The organism is Arthrobacter sp. SLBN-53 (genome assembly GCF_006715585.1).
GTDB lineage: Bacteria > Actinomycetota > Actinomycetes > Mycobacteriales > Mycobacteriaceae > Mycobacterium > Mycobacterium neoaurum_A.
The window spans coordinates 3,959,370-3,976,797 of sequence record NZ_VFNN01000001.1 but is presented as its reverse complement, the minus strand read 5'-3'; the positions used below and the strand labels follow the sequence as shown (position 1 = coordinate 3,976,797).

Below are 17,428 nucleotides of genomic sequence, written 5' to 3'. Positions count from 1 at the left end.
CCACACCGCAACGGATCAACGCGGCGCCGCCACCGTACGCCGGCCGAGTGCCCAGGCGAGCAGGCCGCAGAGCGCGAAGCTCGCACCGAGCACGGTAGATCCTGTCCATCCGCGGACTGCGTACGTCGTGGTGGTGGCGGTCGCGCCGAGTGCGGAGCCCAGTGAATAGAAGATCATGTAACCGCCGATGGCACTGCTGGTCTGGTGCGGGTAGGCAGCAGTGAGAAGGGCTTGGTTGCTGACGTGCGCGGCCTGGACCGCGAAGTCCAGGACGATGACGCCGACGATCACCAGCCAGAGCGACCAGCTCGCCTGCCCAGATGCCATCCAGGACAGCGCCAACAGGGCCAGCGCTGCCCCGGTCACGACGTCGGCCCTACCGGCGTCTGCCCATCGGCCGGCCCGCGCCGCTCCCAGCGCACCGGCAAGCCCGGCGATCCCGAACACGCCGATCTGAGCCGGGCTCAGCTGCCAGGGCTCGGCGGCGAGAGGTAGGGCGAGTCCGCTCCAGAGCGTGCCGAATGACGCGAAGAGGAAGAACGCAATCAGCCCACGCGAGAGGAACAGCGGTTCGCCGAAGAGGCTCCCGAGCGACACCACGACGTCGCGGTAGGACCTGCCACCAGACCTGTGCTCTGCCGGAAGCTGTGCGAGCACCGTGATCGAGAGCACGACGAGTAGCAGCACGAGAGCGGCATAGACGCTTCGCCATCCCCACATGTCGGCGAGAATCCCCGCAAGGATTCGCGCACCCAGGATCCCGATGACGACACCGGACGTGACCATCCCGAGTGTGCGGCCCCGCTCCGCGGGAGTCGACAGGTCGGCGGCGAAGGCGACGGTGGTCTGCACGATCACGGCGAAGAACCCGGTCACGGCCAGACCGATGGGCAGGACCCACAGACCGGGTGCGAGCGCGGCAACCAGCATCCCGACCGCGGCGAGGAAGAGTTGGCCGCCGATGAGCGCGCGCCGGTCCAGCATGTCACCCAGCGGAACCAGGACGGCCAGGCCGACCAGGTAGCCGATCTGCCCTGCCGCCACGATCCATCCCAGGCCAGATTCGGACACGCCCCACTCTCGCCCGATCTGCACGAGCATCGGCTGGGCGACGTAGACCGTCGCGACAGCGACGGCGCAGACCATCGCGAGCAGGATCCTCCGCCCGAGTCTCACGCCGCCCCCAATCAGTAGCAATTCGCAACCATTCCAACTATGGCAGAATAGTTTCAATTCGCAACTCATCGGGAGGCGTGATGGTGCCCGTCGTACACGTCGACGACGTGACGTGGACCGACCCCACGTGTCCCGTCGCGCGCACGCTCGACCTCGTGGGAGACCGGTGGAGCCTGCTGATCATTCGCGATGCGATGGACAACGCACGGTCCTTCACCGACTTCCAGCATCGCACCGGCGTGGCGCGCAACATCCTCACGGACAGGCTTCGCCGACTCGTCGAGCACGGCATCCTCACCCGAGAGACCGCGGCATCGGGGCGCCGCCAGATCTATGTGCTCACCGACGTAGGCCGCGACCTGTTCACCGTCATCGTGGCCATGCGCCAATGGGGCGAGCGACATACCTTCGCCGACGAGGAAGCGCGGTCAGTCCTCGTCGACGAGAACGGCCGCCCGCTGGCCGAACTGCGCCCGACCGACTCGCACGGTCACCGAATCGACATCGACACCACCACCGTCCGGCGGCCCACCCGAACGGGCCGACGGTCGCGCAGCAACTAGCGGTCGACGCCTGCCCAGAACTCGCTTGTCCGCGCAGCGATCTCGTCGGGGCACTCACCGGTCACCGCGTGTGATGCCCGACTCCCACAGCGCTACTCGACGGTGACCGACTTGGCCAGGTTGCGCGGCTTGTCGACGTCATAACCACGCGCCTGCGCGACACCCGCGGCGAACACCTGCATCGGGATCGTCGACAACAACGGCTGGAACAGCGTCGATACCGCCGGGATCTCGACAAGGTGATCGGCGTACGGGGCCACCGTGTCATCACCCTCCTCGGCGATGACGATCGTGACCGCGCCGCGGGCCTGGATCTCCCGAATGTTGCTGAGCAGCTTGGCGTGCAGTGTTGCCGCGCTCTTCGGCGACGGCATCACGATGATGACCGGCAGGCCGTCCTCGATGAGCGCGATCGGCCCGTGCTTGAGCTCACCGGCGGCGAAACCCTCGGCGTGCATGTAGGCGAGTTCCTTGAGCTTGAGCGCACCCTCCAGCGCCACCGGATAGCCGACATGGCGACCCAGGAACAGCACCGCCGAGGAGTTGGCGAACTTGTGGGCCAACTCGGTGACCGGGTCCATGCATCCCAGCACCCGTTCGACCTGAGCGGCCATGGCCTCCAGGTCGCGATACTCGCGGGCGACCTCGTCGGCGTACTTGGTGCCGCGAGCCTGCGCAAGGGCAAGGCCGACAAGATAATTGGCCGTCACCTGCGCCAGGAAGGTCTTGGTGGACGCCACCCCGACCTCCGGTCCGGCCCGGGTGTAGAGCACCGCATCGGCCTCGCGCGGAATCTGGCTGCCGTTGGTGTTGCAGATGGCCAGCACCTTGGCCTTCTGCTCCTTGGCATGCCGGACCGCCTCAAGGGTGTCGGCGGTCTCACCGGACTGCGATATGGCGATCACCAGCGTGCTGCGGTCGAGAACCGGGTCGCGATAACGGAATTCGCTGGCGAGTTCCACCTCGACCGGAAGCCGCGTCCAGTGCTCGATGGCGTACTTGGCCAGCAACCCGGAGTGATACGCCGTGCCGCAGGCAACGATGAACACCTTGTCGACCTCGCGCAACTCCTGATCGGAGAGCCGCTGCTCGTCGAGAACGATGCGACCACCCTCGAAGTGACCGAGCAGTGTCTCGGCGACCGCGGTCGGCTGCTCGGCGATCTCCTTGAGCATGAAGTACTCGTAACCACCCTTTTCGGCGGCGCTGAGGTCCCAGTCGACATGAAAACGCCGGGCAGGCGCATCCTCACCGGCGAAGTCGGTGACCCGGTAGCCGTCGGCGGTGATCACCACGGCCTGGTCCTGCCCGAGCTCGACGGCCTCGCGGGTGTGCTCGATGAATGCGGCGACATCGGAACCGATGAACATCTCGCCGTCGCCGACACCGACCACCAGCGGGGTCGAGCGGCGGGCCGCCACGATGGTCCCCGGTTCGTCGGCGAAGGCGAACACGAGGGTGAAGTGCCCCTCCAGGCGGCGCAGCACCGCGAGCACCGACGCCACGAAGTCCCCGGCGGTATCGCCGTGGCGGAAGGCCTGGGCCACCAGGTGCACCGCGACCTCGGAATCGGTATCGCTGGCGAACTCGACGCCGACGGCTTCCAGTTCGGCACGCAGCCCGGCGAAATTCTCGATGATGCCGTTGTGCACCACGGCGAACTTGCCGCTGCTGTCACGGTGCGGGTGGGCATTGCGATCGGTCGGCCGCCCATGGGTGGCCCACCGGGTATGCCCCATCCCGGTACTGCCGACGAGCGCGTCACCACCGGCCTGGCCGAGCGCTTCTTCCAGATTAGCCAGCCGGCCGGCCTTACGTTCCACGGTCAGACCACCTGAGCCGTCGAGCAAGGCCACACCTGACGAGTCGTATCCGCGGTACTCCATCCGGCGCAGCGCGTCGACGACGATCTCGCAGGCAGGGCGCCGTCCGACGTAGCCGACGATTCCACACATAGCGTCCCAGGGTAGTCCAGTGCCGATCCTCCGCCCGTGCACGCGCGTCGACTAGGGTCTATGCGTGGCCAAGACGAAGAAGCTCTTCGCAGCCCTGACCCGGCGCGGACCGCACCGTGTGCTGCGTGGGGACCTCGCGTTCGCCGGCCAGCCCGGCGTCGTCTACACCCCGGAATCGGGGTTCAATCTGCCGGGCATCGCCTTCGGCCACGACTGGCTGACCGGTAGCGACCGCTATGCGGGAACGTTGGAGCACCTGGCCTCGTGGGGCATCGTCGCGGCGGCCCCCGACACCGAGAAGACCTTCGCGCCGTCGGTGCTGAACCTCGCCGTCGACCTGGGCACCACACTGGACATCATCGCCGGGGTGCGGTTGGGGCCCGGCAAGATCAGCGTTCACCCGAGCAAGCTCGGCGTCGTCGGGCATGGTTTCGGCGGCTCTGCCGCCGTCTTCGCCGCAGCAGGCATGGGATCGCGACTCAAGACCGCTGCGGCCCTGTTTCCCGCGGTCAGCAGCCCCACGTCCGAGCAACCCGCTGCCGGGCTGGCGCTTCCGGGGCTGATCCTGCGGGCCTCGGCTGATTCGAGTTCCCTCCGTTCCAATGCGGACGCGCTGGCGCAGGCCTGGACGTCGTCGACGTTGCGGATCGTCAGCAAGGGCGAGTCCGGCGGCCTCGTGGAGGGCAGGCGGTTGGCCAAGGCGGTGGGCCTGCCCGGCGCCGACAAGGGCACCCAGAAGGCGGTACGGGCGCTGCTGACCGGTTATCTGCTGTTCGTTCTGGCCGGGGACAAGACCTACCGCGACTTCGCCGATCCCGAGGTGACGCTGCCCAAGACGGTGGCGCTGGATCCCCAAGCCGAGCAGCCGACGCTGGAAGACAAGGTCGTCGCGCTGCTGAAAGGCTGACGCCGGAAACGTCCGGCCGACAAGCATCCAACCGACTGGCATCCAACCAACTGGTTGGTGATATAAACGCAGCCATGCGCACCGGCATCTTCCTCAGTTACGCAGGCGGCTTCAAAGAGGCCGCCGAGCAGGTCGTCCAACTGGAGAAGGTCGGCGTCGACATCGCGCTGGTCGCCGAGGCCTACTCGTTCGATGCCATCAGCCAGTTGGGCTATCTGGCGGCCAAGACCTCGACGATCGAACTCGGCACCGGTGTGGTCCCCATCTACGTGCGCACCCCGACCCTGCTGGCCATGACCGCCGCCGGACTCGATTACGTCTCCGACGGTCGCTTTCGCCTCGGCATCGGCACCTCCGGCCCGCAGGTGATGGAGGGCTTTCACGGCCTGCCGTTCGACGCGCCGATGGGGCGCACCCGCGAGGTTGTCGATATCTGCAGGCAGGTGTGGCGCCGAGAGAAGGTCGCCTACGACGGCAAGCACTACCAGATCCCGCTGCCCGCCGACCGCGGCACAGGGCTCGGCAAATCGCTGCGGCTGATCAATCACCCAGTGCGCGAGGATATCCCGATCACCATCGCGGCACTCGGACCGAAGAACGTCGAGCTGACAGCAGAGATCGCCAACGGCTGGCAGCCGATCTTCTTCTACCCGGAGAGAGCCGACGACGTGTGGGGCGACTCGCTACGGGCCGGCTACGCCAAACGTGATCCCGCACTCGGCCCGCTGGACATCATGGTCAGCGCCAGCCTGGCCATCGGCGACGATGTCGAGGACCGGTTGGCGTGGGCGAAACCGCAGCTGGCGCTGTATATCGGCGGCATGGGCGCCAAGGGGCAGAACTTCTATCACAAACTGGCCACCCGTTACGGGTTCGGTGAGGTCGCCGATCACATCCAGGACCTGTTCCTGGCGGGCAAGAAGGAGGAGGCGATCGCTGCGGTTCCCGACGATCTGGTGCGCAACGTCTCGCTGGTCGGTCCGCGCGGATACGTCAAGGAACGCCTGGCCGCGTACAAGGAGGCCGGGGTGACCACCATGCTGGTGCATCCGCTCGCCGTCGACGGCGCCGAGGCACACCGCTTCACCGAGGAGCTGGTCACCCTCACCGGCGACATCTGAGAAGGGTGATGCACGCCTCATAATTGGGGCACGCGTGTCTCATTGGGTAGGGTGGTGCCCAGCGGCATCGTCTGTTCTGCCTTTTGCCGCTTCGCCAAGGCGATTTCTACGCCGTGGCCGATCGTCACACCGAGCGCCGCGGGATCACCCGCGCCGGGCAGGACGACCGCACTCTATCTATCTGGAGCTTTTACGTGCCCACCTTTTCCGACCTCGGGCTGCCCGAGGCCGTTGTTTCCACACTCGCTGCCAGCGGCATCGAGTCCCCCTTCCCCATTCAGGCTGCGACGCTGCCCGACTCACTGGCCGGCCGCGATGTCCTCGGCCGCGGCAAGACCGGATCGGGTAAGACCTACGCCTTCCTGCTGCCCGTGGTCGGACGACTTGCCGCCGCGCCGCAGCCTCGCCGTTCGGGCCGGTTCCGCGCCCTGATCCTCGCCCCGACCCGCGAACTGGTCAGCCAGATCGACGCCTCGCTGGCACCGCTGGCCAAGGCCACCGGATTGAAGTCGGTGACCATCTTCGGTGGCGTCGGCGCCCAGCCGCAGATCCAAAAGCTGCGTGACGGTGTCGATATCGTCATCGCCTGCCCAGGACGGCTCGAAGATCACGTGAAGTCCGGCCACGCCGACATGTCGGGCGTGGAGATCACGGTGCTCGACGAGGCCGACCACATGGCCGATCTCGGCTTCCTGCCGCCGGTCAAGCGCCTGCTCGACCGCACGCCTCGCGACGGCCAGCGCCTGCTGTTCTCGGCCACCCTGGACAACGGCATCGACGTGCTGGTCCAGCGTTACCTGCATGACCCGGTCGTGCACAGCGTGGACTCCGAGCAGTCCCCCGTCTCGGCGATGGTGCACCACGTGCTGCACGTCGAGCATGACGCCCGCTTCGAGGTACTGGCCGACCTTGCCGCATCGCCCGGTCGGACCATCGTCTTCGCCCGCACCAAGTACGGAGCCAAAGGCCTTGCCCGCAAGCTCAATTCGCGCGGCGTACCGGCGGTCGAGTTGCACGGCAACCTGTCCCAGAATGCGCGCACCCGCAACCTCGGCGCCTTCTCCGACGGGTCGGCGACGGTGCTGGTAGCCACCGACATCGCCGCTCGCGGCATCCACGTCGACGACGTGAACCTGGTGGTGCATGCCGATCCGCCGGTCGAGCACAAGGCCTACCTGCACCGGTCCGGCCGGACCGCGCGTGCAGGCAGCGAGGGCACCGTGGTGACGCTGATGCTGGACAGCCAGGTCTCCGACGTCAAGGTGCTCACCCGCAAGGCGGGCGTGAAGGCCACCGTGACCAAGTTCCGCGGTGCCGAGCATCCGGTCCTGCAGGAGATCGCCCCCGGCGAGCGGACGTTCAGCGGACCGATCGTGCTGGACGTGCCCGAGCAACCCGCCGCGCGTCCTGCCGGACAGTCCAGCCGTCGGCGTAAGCCCGCACGGCACAGTGGATCCGGTGGCGCCGGCGCCCCTGCCGGGAATGCCGGAGCGCGTCGTGCCCGGCCACGCCGCAGCGGCGCCGCTTCCCCGCGCTGACCTTCTCCGCCCCGCGAGCAGACTCATGTTCCCCCTAGAATCACGGTTCTAGGGGGAACAGCTGTCTGTTCGCGGGGTCATCGGCGAGCACAGCGGTAGGTAACTCACGGACCCGCCTGAGGGAGTGCATCGGCAGCGATCTCGCATGGTGTGGCGGGCGGTGGTGCAGCCGGCGGAGCGGGATCGACAGGTGGCTCGGGCAATGCTGCGGGTACCGGGGTGGCAACCGGCGCTGCCTCGGCGGCACCCAGCGGCATCTCCTCGACCGTGACGGCCCCGGGCCCGCGCTCCTCGGACTCCTCATCATCGGACGCTTCTTCTTCGGACTCTTCATCTTCGGGTTGCTCGTCTTCGGCATCCTCTTCTTCGGCCTCATCCTGCGGGTCGGTGTCCGCCTCGTCGAGCGCCTCGTCATCGTCCGCCACGTCACCCCTGACGTCGAAGGGATCGTCCACTCCGTAAGGGTCCGACGACACGCCGGAAGCTCCCGATCCGAACAGCCCACCCAGCATGTCCGCGAACGGCTGGCCAAGACCCGACAGACCGGACAGTCCCGCGGCCGGTGACGGCATGGCACCCACTCCGCCGCCCGCGGGCAGCGGCCCGGCGGCAGGCGTTTCCGGTGGCGAAACGGGCTGTGCCGCCGGCGACGGCACAGCTGCCGGGGCAGCAGACGGCGTGGGTGTCGCCATCTGTTCGGCCGAGAACCCGGCGGGTACCGTCGCCGGCGGAGCATACGAGAACGGTTGCGCCGTCACGCTTTCTGCCGCAATCGGCTCCGGCAGCACCGGCCGGCCGGGGCCGGCGAACGAGGCTGCCGGGCCCACCGCGTCCGCGGCCGCGCGATACGCATCCCGGATGGACCGCTCCGTCGAACGCATCGACGTGACCCAGTCACCGGCGATATCGGTGGCGACAAACGGCGCCACCTGCTGATCCACCAGCTCGCTGGCCGCCGAAAGATCACCGGCGCCGGTGGTGACCGTGCGCGACGCACTCAGCCACATCTCGCGCACGCCACGCGCCTCGATATCGGTGGTGGTGCCGACCTTCTCCTCGACCAGCTGCCGCAGACGATCGGCCAGGTCCCGCAATGCTGTTGCCGCGCAACGCAGATTGTCGACCGCCACGGCCGACGCGTCGGCATGCCTGCGCAGAAAATCGGCGGCGACATCACCACCGACACCGTGCCATTGCGCCAGCACCACGGTGCGCGCGCCGTCCTGTTCGGTCAGCGCCTCCTCCGCAGCGGCAGCGGCGGCCGACAGTGTCCGGCAGTCGGCGGCCAGCGCGCCGAGATCCAGCGACTGTTCTGCGGTGTAGGCGGTGTGCAGCAGCTCCGGGTCGGGCGTGTCGTGCCCGAGCCGGCGGCACGCCCGCACATACTCGGTCAGCACCTCGACGGCGGGCATCCCCTGCTCCAGCACCGTGTCATCCGATCCGTCGGGCGGCGCGGGCGTCGATATCGGCGTAATCGGCAGCCGAGATCCGCAGACTCGATGCGACCTCGCGATTCGCCGCCGCCCACGCTCGAAGCTGACCGAGGGCTTCGGCGACGGTGCGTTGCACCAGCGCACCGCCGTCGGCGTACTCGCGGCCCGCTCCGGCAGCACCGAACACCGTGTGTGCGCGGCCCACGGCATCGTCGAGGATGCCGGCGACGCTGTCGTAGCGCTGCGCGGCACTAAGTACCGCGGTGACATCCATCCGCGCCGAGTCGATGTATCCCATACGGAATAGGACGCACCGGGCACGGCTGCGGTTCCATCCAATCCGCGGCTAGGTGTGTCGGCTCACCGATTCGGCCACCTGCGCGGCCAGCTGGCGGGCGGTATCGGCATCGGCAGCCTCCACCATCACCCGCACCACCTGCTCGGTTCCGGAGGGCCGCAACAGGATCCGGCCGGTATCGCCGAGCTTGGCCTCGGCTTCGGCGACGGCCTCCTGGACGGCGGGGGCCTGCGCAACGGTCGCCTTGTCGTGCACGGCGACGTTGATCAACACCTGCGGCATCGTCTGCATGGGCGCGGTCAGGTCCGCCAAGGTACTGCGGGTCTGAGCCATCCGGGACATCAGCCGCAACCCGGTGACGATCCCGTCGCCGGTGGTGCCGAAGCTGGGCAGCACGATATGCCCGGACTGTTCACCGCCGAGCGAGAACTCCCCGGACCGCAGCTCTTCGAGGACATAGCGGTCACCGACGGCGGTCGTACGCACGTCGATGCCGGCGGCACGCATCGCGACATGCAGGCCCAGATTGCTCATCACCGTCGTGACCAGCGTGTTGGACGCAAGTTCCTGTGATTCCTGCATGGCAAGGGCCAGCATCACCATGATCGCGTCACCGTCGATGATGCGGCCATCGGCATCCACGGCCAGGCAGCGGTCGGCGTCACCGTCGTGCGCCAGACCGAGGTGCGCCCCGTGCGCGACGACCGCCTCCGCGAGCGCCTCCATATGTGTGGAACCGCAGTCATCGTTGATGTTGAGGCCATCGGGCTCCGCGCTGAGGGCGATCACCTCGGCGCCCGCGGCACGATAGGCCAGCGGAGCGGCGGCGTAACCGGCGCCGTTGGCGCAGTCGACTACCACCCTGATGCCGTCCAGCGGTGTGGTGACGGCCTTGGCGACGTGGCGCAGGTAGCGATCCAGCGCGTCCTCGGCGCCCACGACGCGGCCGATATCGGCGCCGACCGGACGCTGCCCCGGACCGGAACTGACCAGCTCCTCGATGCGGTCCTCGGCGGCGTCATCGAGCTTGTGCCCACCGGGCCCGAAGATCTTGATGCCGTTATCGGGCATCGGGTTGTGCGACGCGGAGATCATGACGCCGAAGTCGGCGTCATACGCACTGGTCAGATAAGCCACCGCGGGTGTGGGCAGGACGCCGACACGCAGTGCGTCGACGCCCTCGCTGGTCAGGCCCGCGATGACCGCGGCCTCGAGCATCTCGCCGCTGGCCCGCGGATCCCGACCCACCACCGCCACCCGGCGGCCCGTTGTCGATACCGAGCCGAGCCGCCGTGCGGCCGCCGAACCGAGCGCCACCGCCAGTTCCGCGGTGAGGTCACGATTGGCGACTCCACGCACGCCATCGGTGCCGAACAGTCGAGCCATGACGTCAAATTTCTCATACGCGAGGGCTCCAGAGCGAACTGACAGCCCGGCGGCCCCACGGGAGTTACCACCGATCCCCCGAGAAACACCACTGCCCGCGTCCGATGGACGCGGGCAGTGGCTTGATCGGGCTGAAATACGGCGATCAGATCAGCCGGCCGGCTCCGGCTGCGGGACCGGGGTCACGGTGGTCTCCGGGGCCTCGTCGGTCGAGCCCGCGGGGGCCTCGTCACCGACGGGCTCGTCGGTCTGGACCGGCTCCTCGGAGTACGACGCGCCCTCGGCGGTGGCCGGCGCCGGGGCGGCCGGTGTGGTGGCCCCGTCCGGCTGCTGGCCATTCTGTCGGAAGTCGACCTGGCCCACCGTCGCGTTGGTGCAGGCGCTCTGCTGGGCACCGGCGGTGTCCACGCTCTCCGCGGTCACGGTCACTTCGCCGAGATCGGTTTTGCACAGGTCCGAGGCGATCTGCGCGGCCGTGGTGACCGGCACGTTGGTCAGCACGCCTGCGGTACCGATCGACAGGTCCACCTTGCCGTCCTCGGGCTGGGCGGCGGCAACGGCGGCGCCACCGAACAACAGCAGGGCTCCGCTCATCGCGGCGCCGGCGGTCATACGCGTCATCATGGTGTTCTTCATCGAGCATCCTTTCAGTCAGCGGGAGCGGTTCGGTCTCACTACGAGCTGACTGACTCGTACCGACGGCAGATCGGATCTGCCCGGACGCGCAAGCGCGCCCCCGCTCCTCGGTCACCACGGTTCACCATCGCGTCGAGGAATCAAACCCGGAAGAGACCTGGATCACTCTCGGTATGAGCCCCCGGCTATCGGCCGTAGCGGCGCGTGACCAGCGCAGACGGTGACAGAGCAAAGAAGGTCACGATAAAAAGAAACCGCCGGGTGTGGATTGCTCCACACCCGGCGGCCGAAAGACGACAGATCAGCGCTTGCTGTACTGAGGCGCCTTGCGGGCCTTCTTCAGGCCGTACTTCTTGCGCTCGATGGCACGCGGGTCGCGGGTCAGGAACCCGGCCTTCTTCAGTGCCGGGCGGTCCTCGGGCTGCACCAGGATCAGCGCACGAGCGATAGCCAGCCGCAGCGCGCCGGCCTGGCCGGACGGGCCGCCACCATCGAGGTGGGCGTAGATGTCGAAGCTGTCCACCCGGTCAACGGTCACCAGCGGAGCCTTGATCAGCTGCTGGTGCACCTTGTTCGGGAAGTACGCCTCCAGCGAGCGTCCGTCCAGATTGAACTTTCCGGTGCCGGGAACCAGGCGCACGCGAACCACGGCCTCCTTGCGGCGGCCGACGGTCTGGATGGGGCGATCGATGTAGACGGGCTCGCGCGGGGCGGCCTCTTCGACACCTTCTTCGACGACGACGGTTTCTTCGACGTACTCACCGGTCGGGGTCTCGACGACCTCTTCGGTAACTTCGGTCACTTCGGCTTCGGTCACTGCGCCACCTGCTTGATCTCGAACGGAATCGGCTGCTGCGCGGCATGCGGATGCTCGGGGCCGGCGTACACCTTCAGCTTCTTCTGCACCTGACGGCTCAGCTTGTTGTGCGGGAGCATCCCGACGATGGCGTTCTCGACCACGCGCGTGGGGTGCTTGTCCAGCAGCTCGCCGATGGTGCGCCGACGCAGACCACCGGGGTAACCCGAGTGGCGGTAAGCGAACTTCTTGGTGAGCTTGTCTCCACTGAGGGAGACCTTCTCGGCGTTGATGACGATGACGAAATCGCCACCGTCGACGTTGGGCGTGAATGTCGGCTTGTGCTTGCCGCGCAGCAGCTTTGCTGCTTCGACGGCGAGCCGGCCGAGCACCACGTCTTGGGCGTCGATGACGTACCACGAACGCGTGGTGTCACCCGCCTTCGGCGTGTAAGTAGGCACAGTGCTTACCTTCTCTTCTCTCGGGTTACGTGCCGGTCCGGCGCATGCGATGAGGCTCCCGGCGACCGACGTTGACCCGGGGCCCGTATGCCCTCGGAAGGGCAGCACACGCCGACGGTGGAGCTTACCGGCAGACATCTGCCCAGGTCAAAACGCGTCCCAGCGGGCGAACGGCACCGTCAGTGCACGGAATCGGCCTGGTCGGGCACCACGGTGCCATCGGCGCGGCGCAACGGGCCCGTACCGCCGTCGGGTTCGATATAGCCCTCGGTCGCACAAGAGTACGGTTCGGCCTGCTCGGCGGGGTCGATGAACATCGGATTGATGATCCAGCGCCCGTCGGCGTTGTCGTAGGCCGTACACATCAACTCGTCCTTGTTCCGGTTGATCGCCAGCCGCAGGGCGGTCGCGTCATCGAGGAAACTGATATCGGTATCGGAGTCCCCGGCGCCGAACGCGGCCCGGCGCGGTTCGGGCTGCTGCTGATAGGCGGCGGGTCCGCGCACCCCGAACACCTGCTCGTTGACCCGGCAGCGCTTGCCTTCGATGTACGGGATGGAGAGCTCGCCGCCGCACGGGACCAGACGCGAGGTCGCCACGTCCCCGTCGCGTTCGGTGCGGACGCCCATCACCTTGTCGGCGGGGATACCCAACTCGGCGGCCCACACCCGGACCACCGGTTCGGCCGAGGCCGAGATGATCCGGACGTCGAAGCCGTTGGCCTGCAGCGCACCGATCAGATCGCGCATCTGCGGGTAGTAGCGCACCCACCCGGTCTGCTCGGTGGTCCCGACCTTCTGCTCGGCGCCCTCGGCGGCATCCAGGTTCTGCCGGCGGGCCTGTTCGACGAACCCTTCGAGCTCCTTTTCCGGCCAGCCCGCGAGCATCTGCGCCGCCCAGGCATAACCGGGTTCGATCCGGCGGGCGTTGTACCCGGCGAACGCCGGCTCCTCGGCCGTGGTCTCGGCCTCGCTGTAGACCGACACCAACTCGTCGGCGCAGCGGGTATCGGTATCGGTGGGCATCGGCTGCCCGGGACCGGCGGCACCGCAGGCCCGCGACAAGGCTCCCGCGGCGGCGGGCGTGAGATAGGGGCTCGTGGTGGACCAGTCCCCGCCCTTCGGCGCGCGCAGCTTGCCGTTGCGGACCATCCAGAAGAAGGTGGCGTCGCCGATGTCGTTCTTGACGACGGTGTTGTCCCAGTCGAACAGCGCCAGCGGAGCGCCCTCGGCGATGTCGCCGGCGGCACCGCAGCGTCCGATCTGCGCCATCATGGCGTCGATACGCGCACGATTGTCGCCGTACCAGCCGGGGTCGTCGGCCAGCACCCGGCAGTCCGGCGCCGAGGCCGCACCGGTGGTGCTCGCCGCCCCCGTGCTCTCGGGTGCGGTGCTGTCGGCACGTTGGCCGTCAGCACGTTGGCCGTCAGCACGTTGGCCACTGTCGGAGCTACACCCCGACAGCGCCAAGGTCACAACCGCCGAGGCGGCGACGACGGGCAGGACCATCCTGCGGACATGGGGGAACACGGTCATCTCCTGAGTGGGGGACGGGATCAGGTCAGTTCGTCGGGGTCGGCCGCGGCCAGTGCGCGGGAGGTGTCCTTGAGATCCACCCCGGAACGTCCGAGCGCCACGGCTCCGCCGACCAGGCCGGCGGCTACCCGGGCCGCCTCGGTGTAGCCGAGCCCGTCGGGTGGATGGATATTGGATATGCAGTTGCGGTCGGCGTCGGTGCGCCCCGGCCGAGGCAGATGGGTCAGGTAGATGCCGAGGCTGTCGGCCACGCTCAGACCGGGCCGCTCGCCGATGATCACCAACAGCGTGCGTACGCCCTGGGCCGCGGCGATGTGATCACCGAGCGCGACTCTGGCCTGTGTCGCGATCACCGGCGGCGCCATGGAGTAGCGGTCGCCGAGTGCCGAGACCAAGGCGGCCAGCAGTTTGGCACCGTGGTGGCTCAGCGCCGTCGGTGAGAGTCCGTCGGCCAGCACGAAACCGATATCGGCGGGAGCGGCCGGGATCTGGAGGGACTCGGCAGGCATCCGGCCGAGGTCGGGCCGGCGCAGGTACTCCTCGCGGGAACCGGCCCGGCTGGTCACCACCGCAGGCTCCCCGATTCCCACCGCGCGCACGGCGTCGGCGAGTTCCGCGGTGTCCAGCGGTATGTGGACCGCGTCCCGCGCGGCGGCGTGCGCGGCAGCCAGCTCCAGCACCTGCCGGGTGGGCAGTGCGGTGCCGGCCCGGCCCAGCCCGATCCTGGCCTGGGTCGTCTTGCGAAGCTCATCCCAGAACTCTTGAACAGCAACATCTTTCGACTTATCGCGCATGGCACTCCTCATGGTGCGGAGGTCAGCGCACGCAGCGGTGAGTGCGTCAGGTCGAAGGGGGTCAGCCGGCCGGTGTCGTCGACCATCCCGACGCGTTTGAGCCAGGTCTCGAACTCCGGGGCGGGCCGCAGTCCCAGGGTCCGGCGGGTGGTCAGCACGTCATGGAAGGACAAGCTCTGGTAGCCGAGCATCACATCATCGGCGCCGGGCACGGTGATCACGAACGCCGCCCGGGCCGCCGCCAACAGCGTCAGCAGGGTGTCCATATCGTTCTGGTCGGCCTCGGCGTGATTGGTGTAGCAGACGTCGACGCCCATGGGCAGGCCCATCAGCTTGCCGCAGAAGTGATCCTCAAGCCCGGCGCGGATGATCTGCTTGCCGTCATAGAGGTACTCCGGTCCGATGAATCCGACGACGGTGTTCACCAGCAGCGGATCCAGATCGCGCGCGACGGCGTACGCGCGGGTCTCCAGCGTCTGCTGGTCGACCGGCTTGCCACCGACACCGAGATGGGTGTGGGAACTCAGCGCGGACCCCTGCCCCGTCTCCAGGTACATGACGTTGCTGCCGACGGTGCCGCGCTGCAGGCCCAGCGCCGCCTCACGTCCCTCGCGCAGCAACGAAATATTGACTCCGAAAGCGGAATTCGCGCCCTCGGTACCCGCGATGGACTGGAAAACCAGGTCCACCGGCGCACCCGCCTCGATCAGTCCGATGGTCGTCGTGATGTGCGAGAGCACGCACGACTGCACCGGGATGTCGTAGCGGGTGCGGATCGAATCCAGCAGATCCAACAGATCCGCGGTGGCCTGCGGGGAATCGGTGGCCGGGTTGATCCCGATGACCGCGTCACCGCACCCCAACAGCAGACCGTCGAGGACCGCGGCGGCGATACCGCGCGGGTCGTCGGTCGGGTGGTTGGGCTGCAGCCGGGTCGCCAGCGTGCCGGGCAGGCCGACGGTGGTGCGGAACGCCGCGGTCACGGTGCATGCGGCCGCCACCGCGATCAGGTCCTGGTTGCGCATGATCTTGCTGACCGCGGCGACCATCTCCGGGGTCAACCCCGCAGAGATCGCCGCGATGCGCACCGCGGCATCGTCCTGCGACGCCGTCTCCAGTAGCCAGTCCCGCAGACCGCCCACCGTCAGCCCCGACACCGGGGCGAAGGCCCGCCGGTCATGGCTGTCCATGATCAACCGGGTCACCTCGTCGGTCTCATACGGCACGACGTCGGTGTTGAGGAAGGTCTCCAGCGGCAGGTCCGCCAACACCCACGCGGCGGCCGCGCGTTCGGCGTCGTGTTCGGCGGCGCACCCGGCGAGCTGGTCGCCCGAGCGCAGTGGCGTCGCCTTGGCCAACAGCTCCACGAGTCCGTCGAAGGCGTAGTTCACGCCCGAGACCTGCTGCCGGTAGATCACTTGAGTTCGCTCTCCGCCTTCGCGAGCATCGCGAACTCTTCGTCGGGCGAGTTGGCCACCAGCTTGTGCCGGCTGTAGACCGCGAAATACAGCATGAACGCGGCGAACACACCCAGGCAGATGCCGGCGGCGACCGGATCGACGAGGAAGGTGGCGATGACGGCGAAGACACCGATCACCAGGGCGAAACCGGTGGTCACCACGCCGCCGGGGGTGCGGTAGGGCCGCGGCATGTCCGGCTCGCGGCGGCGCAGCACGATGTGGCTGATCATCATCAGTACATAGCTCAGTGCGGCGCCGAAGACGGCCATGTTCAGCAGGGTCGCACCCTGTCCGGTCAGGGACAGCCCGAAGCCGATCAGTCCGGGAACGATCAGGGCCAGGGTCGGCGTCTTGCGAGAGTTGGTGACCGACAACGCCTTGGGCAGGTAGCCGGCCCGAGACAGCGCGAACAGCTGTCGCGAGTAGGCGTAGATGATCGAGAAGAAGCTGGCGATCAGACCGGCAAGGCCGATGTAGTTGACGACCCTGGCCGCGGTGCCGTCGCCGAGCGCCTCGACCAGCGGGTTGCCCGAGCCGGACATCGCATCGGCACCACCGGCGCCGGTGGTCAGGATCAGGACCGTCGCACAGGTGACCAGCAGGACACCCATTCCGGCGATGATGCCGCGCGGGACGTTGCGCTCCGGATTGGCGGTCTCCTCGGCCGCCAGCGGCACGCCCTCGATGGCCAGGAAGAACCAGATGGCGAACGGGAAGGCCGCCCAGATTCCGAGGTAGCCGTTGGGCAGCCAGCTCGACGCGCCGGCCGCGGTCTCGTCGACCGCCATGTTGGTCAGGTTGGCGATGTCGAAATGCGGAACAGCGGCGATCGCGAAGACGATGAGACCCACCAGGGCGATCGCGGTGATCACGAACATCACCTTCAGCGCCTCGCCCACACCGGCCAGGTGGATACCGATGAACACGGCGTAGGCGGCCAGATATACCCACCAGCCGTCGGTGATACCGAACAGGCCGAGCGACTCGACATAGGCACCGATGAAGGTGGCGATGGCCGCGGGAGCGATGGCGTACTCGATGAGAATGGCTGTGCCGGTGGCGAAACCGCCCCAGGGCCCCATTGCCCGCCTGGCGAAGGTGTAGCCGCCGCCGGCCGCAGGCAGCGCCGAGGACAGTTCGGCCATCCCCAGGACCAGCGCCAGGTACATGCCGGCGATGATCACCGCGGCGATGGCCAGGCCCCCGAAGCCGCCCTGCTCCAACCCGAAGTTCCATCCCGAGTAATCGCCGGAGATGACATAGCTGACGCCCAGCCCTGCCAGCAGCACCCAACCCGCGGTGCCCGATTTGAGCTGTCGTTTTTGCAGATAATCTGCGCTCTCGAGGTGTTCTTCGACACCGGCCACTT

General features: G+C 68.0%; 16 protein-coding genes. 4 read left to right on the top strand and 12 right to left on the bottom strand.

The genetic code is table 11. The features are described from left to right. Positions 1 to 15 precede the first annotated feature (15 nt). Positions 16 to 1,176 (bottom strand): MFS transporter, encoded by a 1,161-nt coding sequence (locus tag FBY28_RS19115; protein ID WP_216847817.1) that lies wholly within the window; start codon positions 1,174 to 1,176, stop codon positions 16 to 18. 80 nt (positions 1,177 to 1,256) lie between these two features. Here FBY28_RS19115 and FBY28_RS19110 point away from each other — a divergent pair, with 80 nt between their 5' ends. Then, positions 1,257 to 1,739: a winged helix-turn-helix transcriptional regulator gene (locus FBY28_RS19110; protein ID WP_141868923.1), complete on the top strand. Its 483-nt coding sequence runs from the start codon at positions 1,257 to 1,259 to the stop codon at positions 1,737 to 1,739. A 92-nt stretch (positions 1,740 to 1,831) separates the two neighbouring features. Here the strand turns inward: FBY28_RS19110 and glmS are convergent, their stop codons facing one another. Next, positions 1,832 to 3,694: a glutamine--fructose-6-phosphate transaminase (isomerizing) gene (gene glmS / locus FBY28_RS19105; RefSeq protein WP_141868922.1), complete on the bottom strand. Its 1,863-nt coding sequence runs from the start codon at positions 3,692 to 3,694 to the stop codon at positions 1,832 to 1,834. A gap of 64 nt (positions 3,695 to 3,758) precedes the next feature. Here glmS and FBY28_RS19100 point away from each other — a divergent pair, with 64 nt between their 5' ends. The 3 genes from FBY28_RS19100 to FBY28_RS19090 all read left to right on the top strand — a co-directional run bounded on the left by FBY28_RS19100 (position 3,759) and on the right by FBY28_RS19090 (position 7,260). Further along, positions 3,759 to 4,601, top strand: a complete 843-nt coding sequence (locus tag FBY28_RS19100) for a dienelactone hydrolase family protein (protein ID WP_141868921.1) — start codon at positions 3,759 to 3,761, stop codon at positions 4,599 to 4,601. A gap of 74 nt (positions 4,602 to 4,675) precedes the next feature. Continuing rightward, a complete protein-coding gene (locus FBY28_RS19095; protein WP_141868920.1) occupies positions 4,676 to 5,722 on the top strand; it encodes an LLM class F420-dependent oxidoreductase in 1,047 nt (348 codons plus the stop codon). 113 nt (positions 5,723 to 5,835) lie between these two features. Further along, positions 5,836 to 7,260 (top strand): DEAD/DEAH box helicase, encoded by a 1,425-nt coding sequence (locus FBY28_RS19090; protein WP_286178256.1) that lies wholly within the window; start codon positions 5,836 to 5,838, stop codon positions 7,258 to 7,260. Positions 7,261 to 7,364: 104 nt separating this feature from the next. On the opposite strand, the gene FBY28_RS19085 is transcribed toward FBY28_RS19090, so the two are convergent. The 10 genes from FBY28_RS19085 to eat form a co-directional block, all read right to left on the bottom strand. Then, a complete protein-coding gene (locus tag FBY28_RS19085) occupies positions 7,365 to 8,672 on the bottom strand; it encodes a hypothetical protein (protein WP_141868919.1) in 1,308 nt (435 codons plus the stop codon). 19 nt (positions 8,673 to 8,691) lie between these two features. Continuing rightward, positions 8,692 to 8,991 (bottom strand): ESX-1 secretion-associated protein, encoded by a 300-nt coding sequence (locus FBY28_RS19080; protein ID WP_141868918.1) that lies wholly within the window; start codon positions 8,989 to 8,991, stop codon positions 8,692 to 8,694. A 48-nt stretch (positions 8,992 to 9,039) separates the two neighbouring features. Then, positions 9,040 to 10,377 carry a phosphoglucosamine mutase gene (gene glmM / locus FBY28_RS19075; RefSeq protein WP_141868917.1) on the bottom strand — a complete coding sequence of 446 codons (1,338 nt, stop codon included), beginning with the start codon at positions 10,375 to 10,377 and terminating at the stop codon, positions 9,040 to 9,042. Between the two features lie 150 nt (positions 10,378 to 10,527). After that, positions 10,528 to 11,013: a hypothetical protein gene (locus tag FBY28_RS19070; RefSeq protein ID WP_141868916.1), complete on the bottom strand. Its 486-nt coding sequence runs from the start codon at positions 11,011 to 11,013 to the stop codon at positions 10,528 to 10,530. Positions 11,014 to 11,314: 301 nt separating this feature from the next. Then, a complete protein-coding gene (rpsI, locus tag FBY28_RS19065; RefSeq protein WP_019511337.1) occupies positions 11,315 to 11,830 on the bottom strand; it encodes a 30S ribosomal protein S9 in 516 nt (171 codons plus the stop codon). Beyond that, positions 11,827 to 12,270 carry a 50S ribosomal protein L13 gene (gene rplM, locus FBY28_RS19060; RefSeq protein WP_030134557.1) on the bottom strand — a complete coding sequence of 148 codons (444 nt, stop codon included), beginning with the start codon at positions 12,268 to 12,270 and terminating at the stop codon, positions 11,827 to 11,829. The genes rpsI and rplM overlap by 4 nt, the downstream gene beginning before the upstream one ends. Before the next feature lie 179 nt (positions 12,271 to 12,449). After that, positions 12,450 to 13,799: a haloacid dehalogenase-like hydrolase gene (locus tag FBY28_RS19055; protein WP_216847816.1), complete on the bottom strand. Its 1,350-nt coding sequence runs from the start codon at positions 13,797 to 13,799 to the stop codon at positions 12,450 to 12,452. A 26-nt stretch (positions 13,800 to 13,825) separates the two neighbouring features. Continuing rightward, positions 13,826 to 14,599: an ethanolamine ammonia-lyase subunit EutC gene (gene eutC / locus FBY28_RS19050; protein ID WP_141868914.1), complete on the bottom strand. Its 774-nt coding sequence runs from the start codon at positions 14,597 to 14,599 to the stop codon at positions 13,826 to 13,828. A gap of 8 nt (positions 14,600 to 14,607) precedes the next feature. Beyond that, positions 14,608 to 16,017: an ethanolamine ammonia-lyase subunit EutB gene (locus FBY28_RS19045; RefSeq protein ID WP_141868913.1), complete on the bottom strand. Its 1,410-nt coding sequence runs from the start codon at positions 16,015 to 16,017 to the stop codon at positions 14,608 to 14,610. After that, a complete protein-coding gene (eat, locus tag FBY28_RS19040) occupies positions 16,014 to 17,426 on the bottom strand; it encodes an ethanolamine permease (protein ID WP_141868912.1) in 1,413 nt (470 codons plus the stop codon). The genes FBY28_RS19045 and eat overlap by 4 nt, the downstream gene beginning before the upstream one ends. Positions 17,427 to 17,428 lie beyond the last annotated feature (2 nt).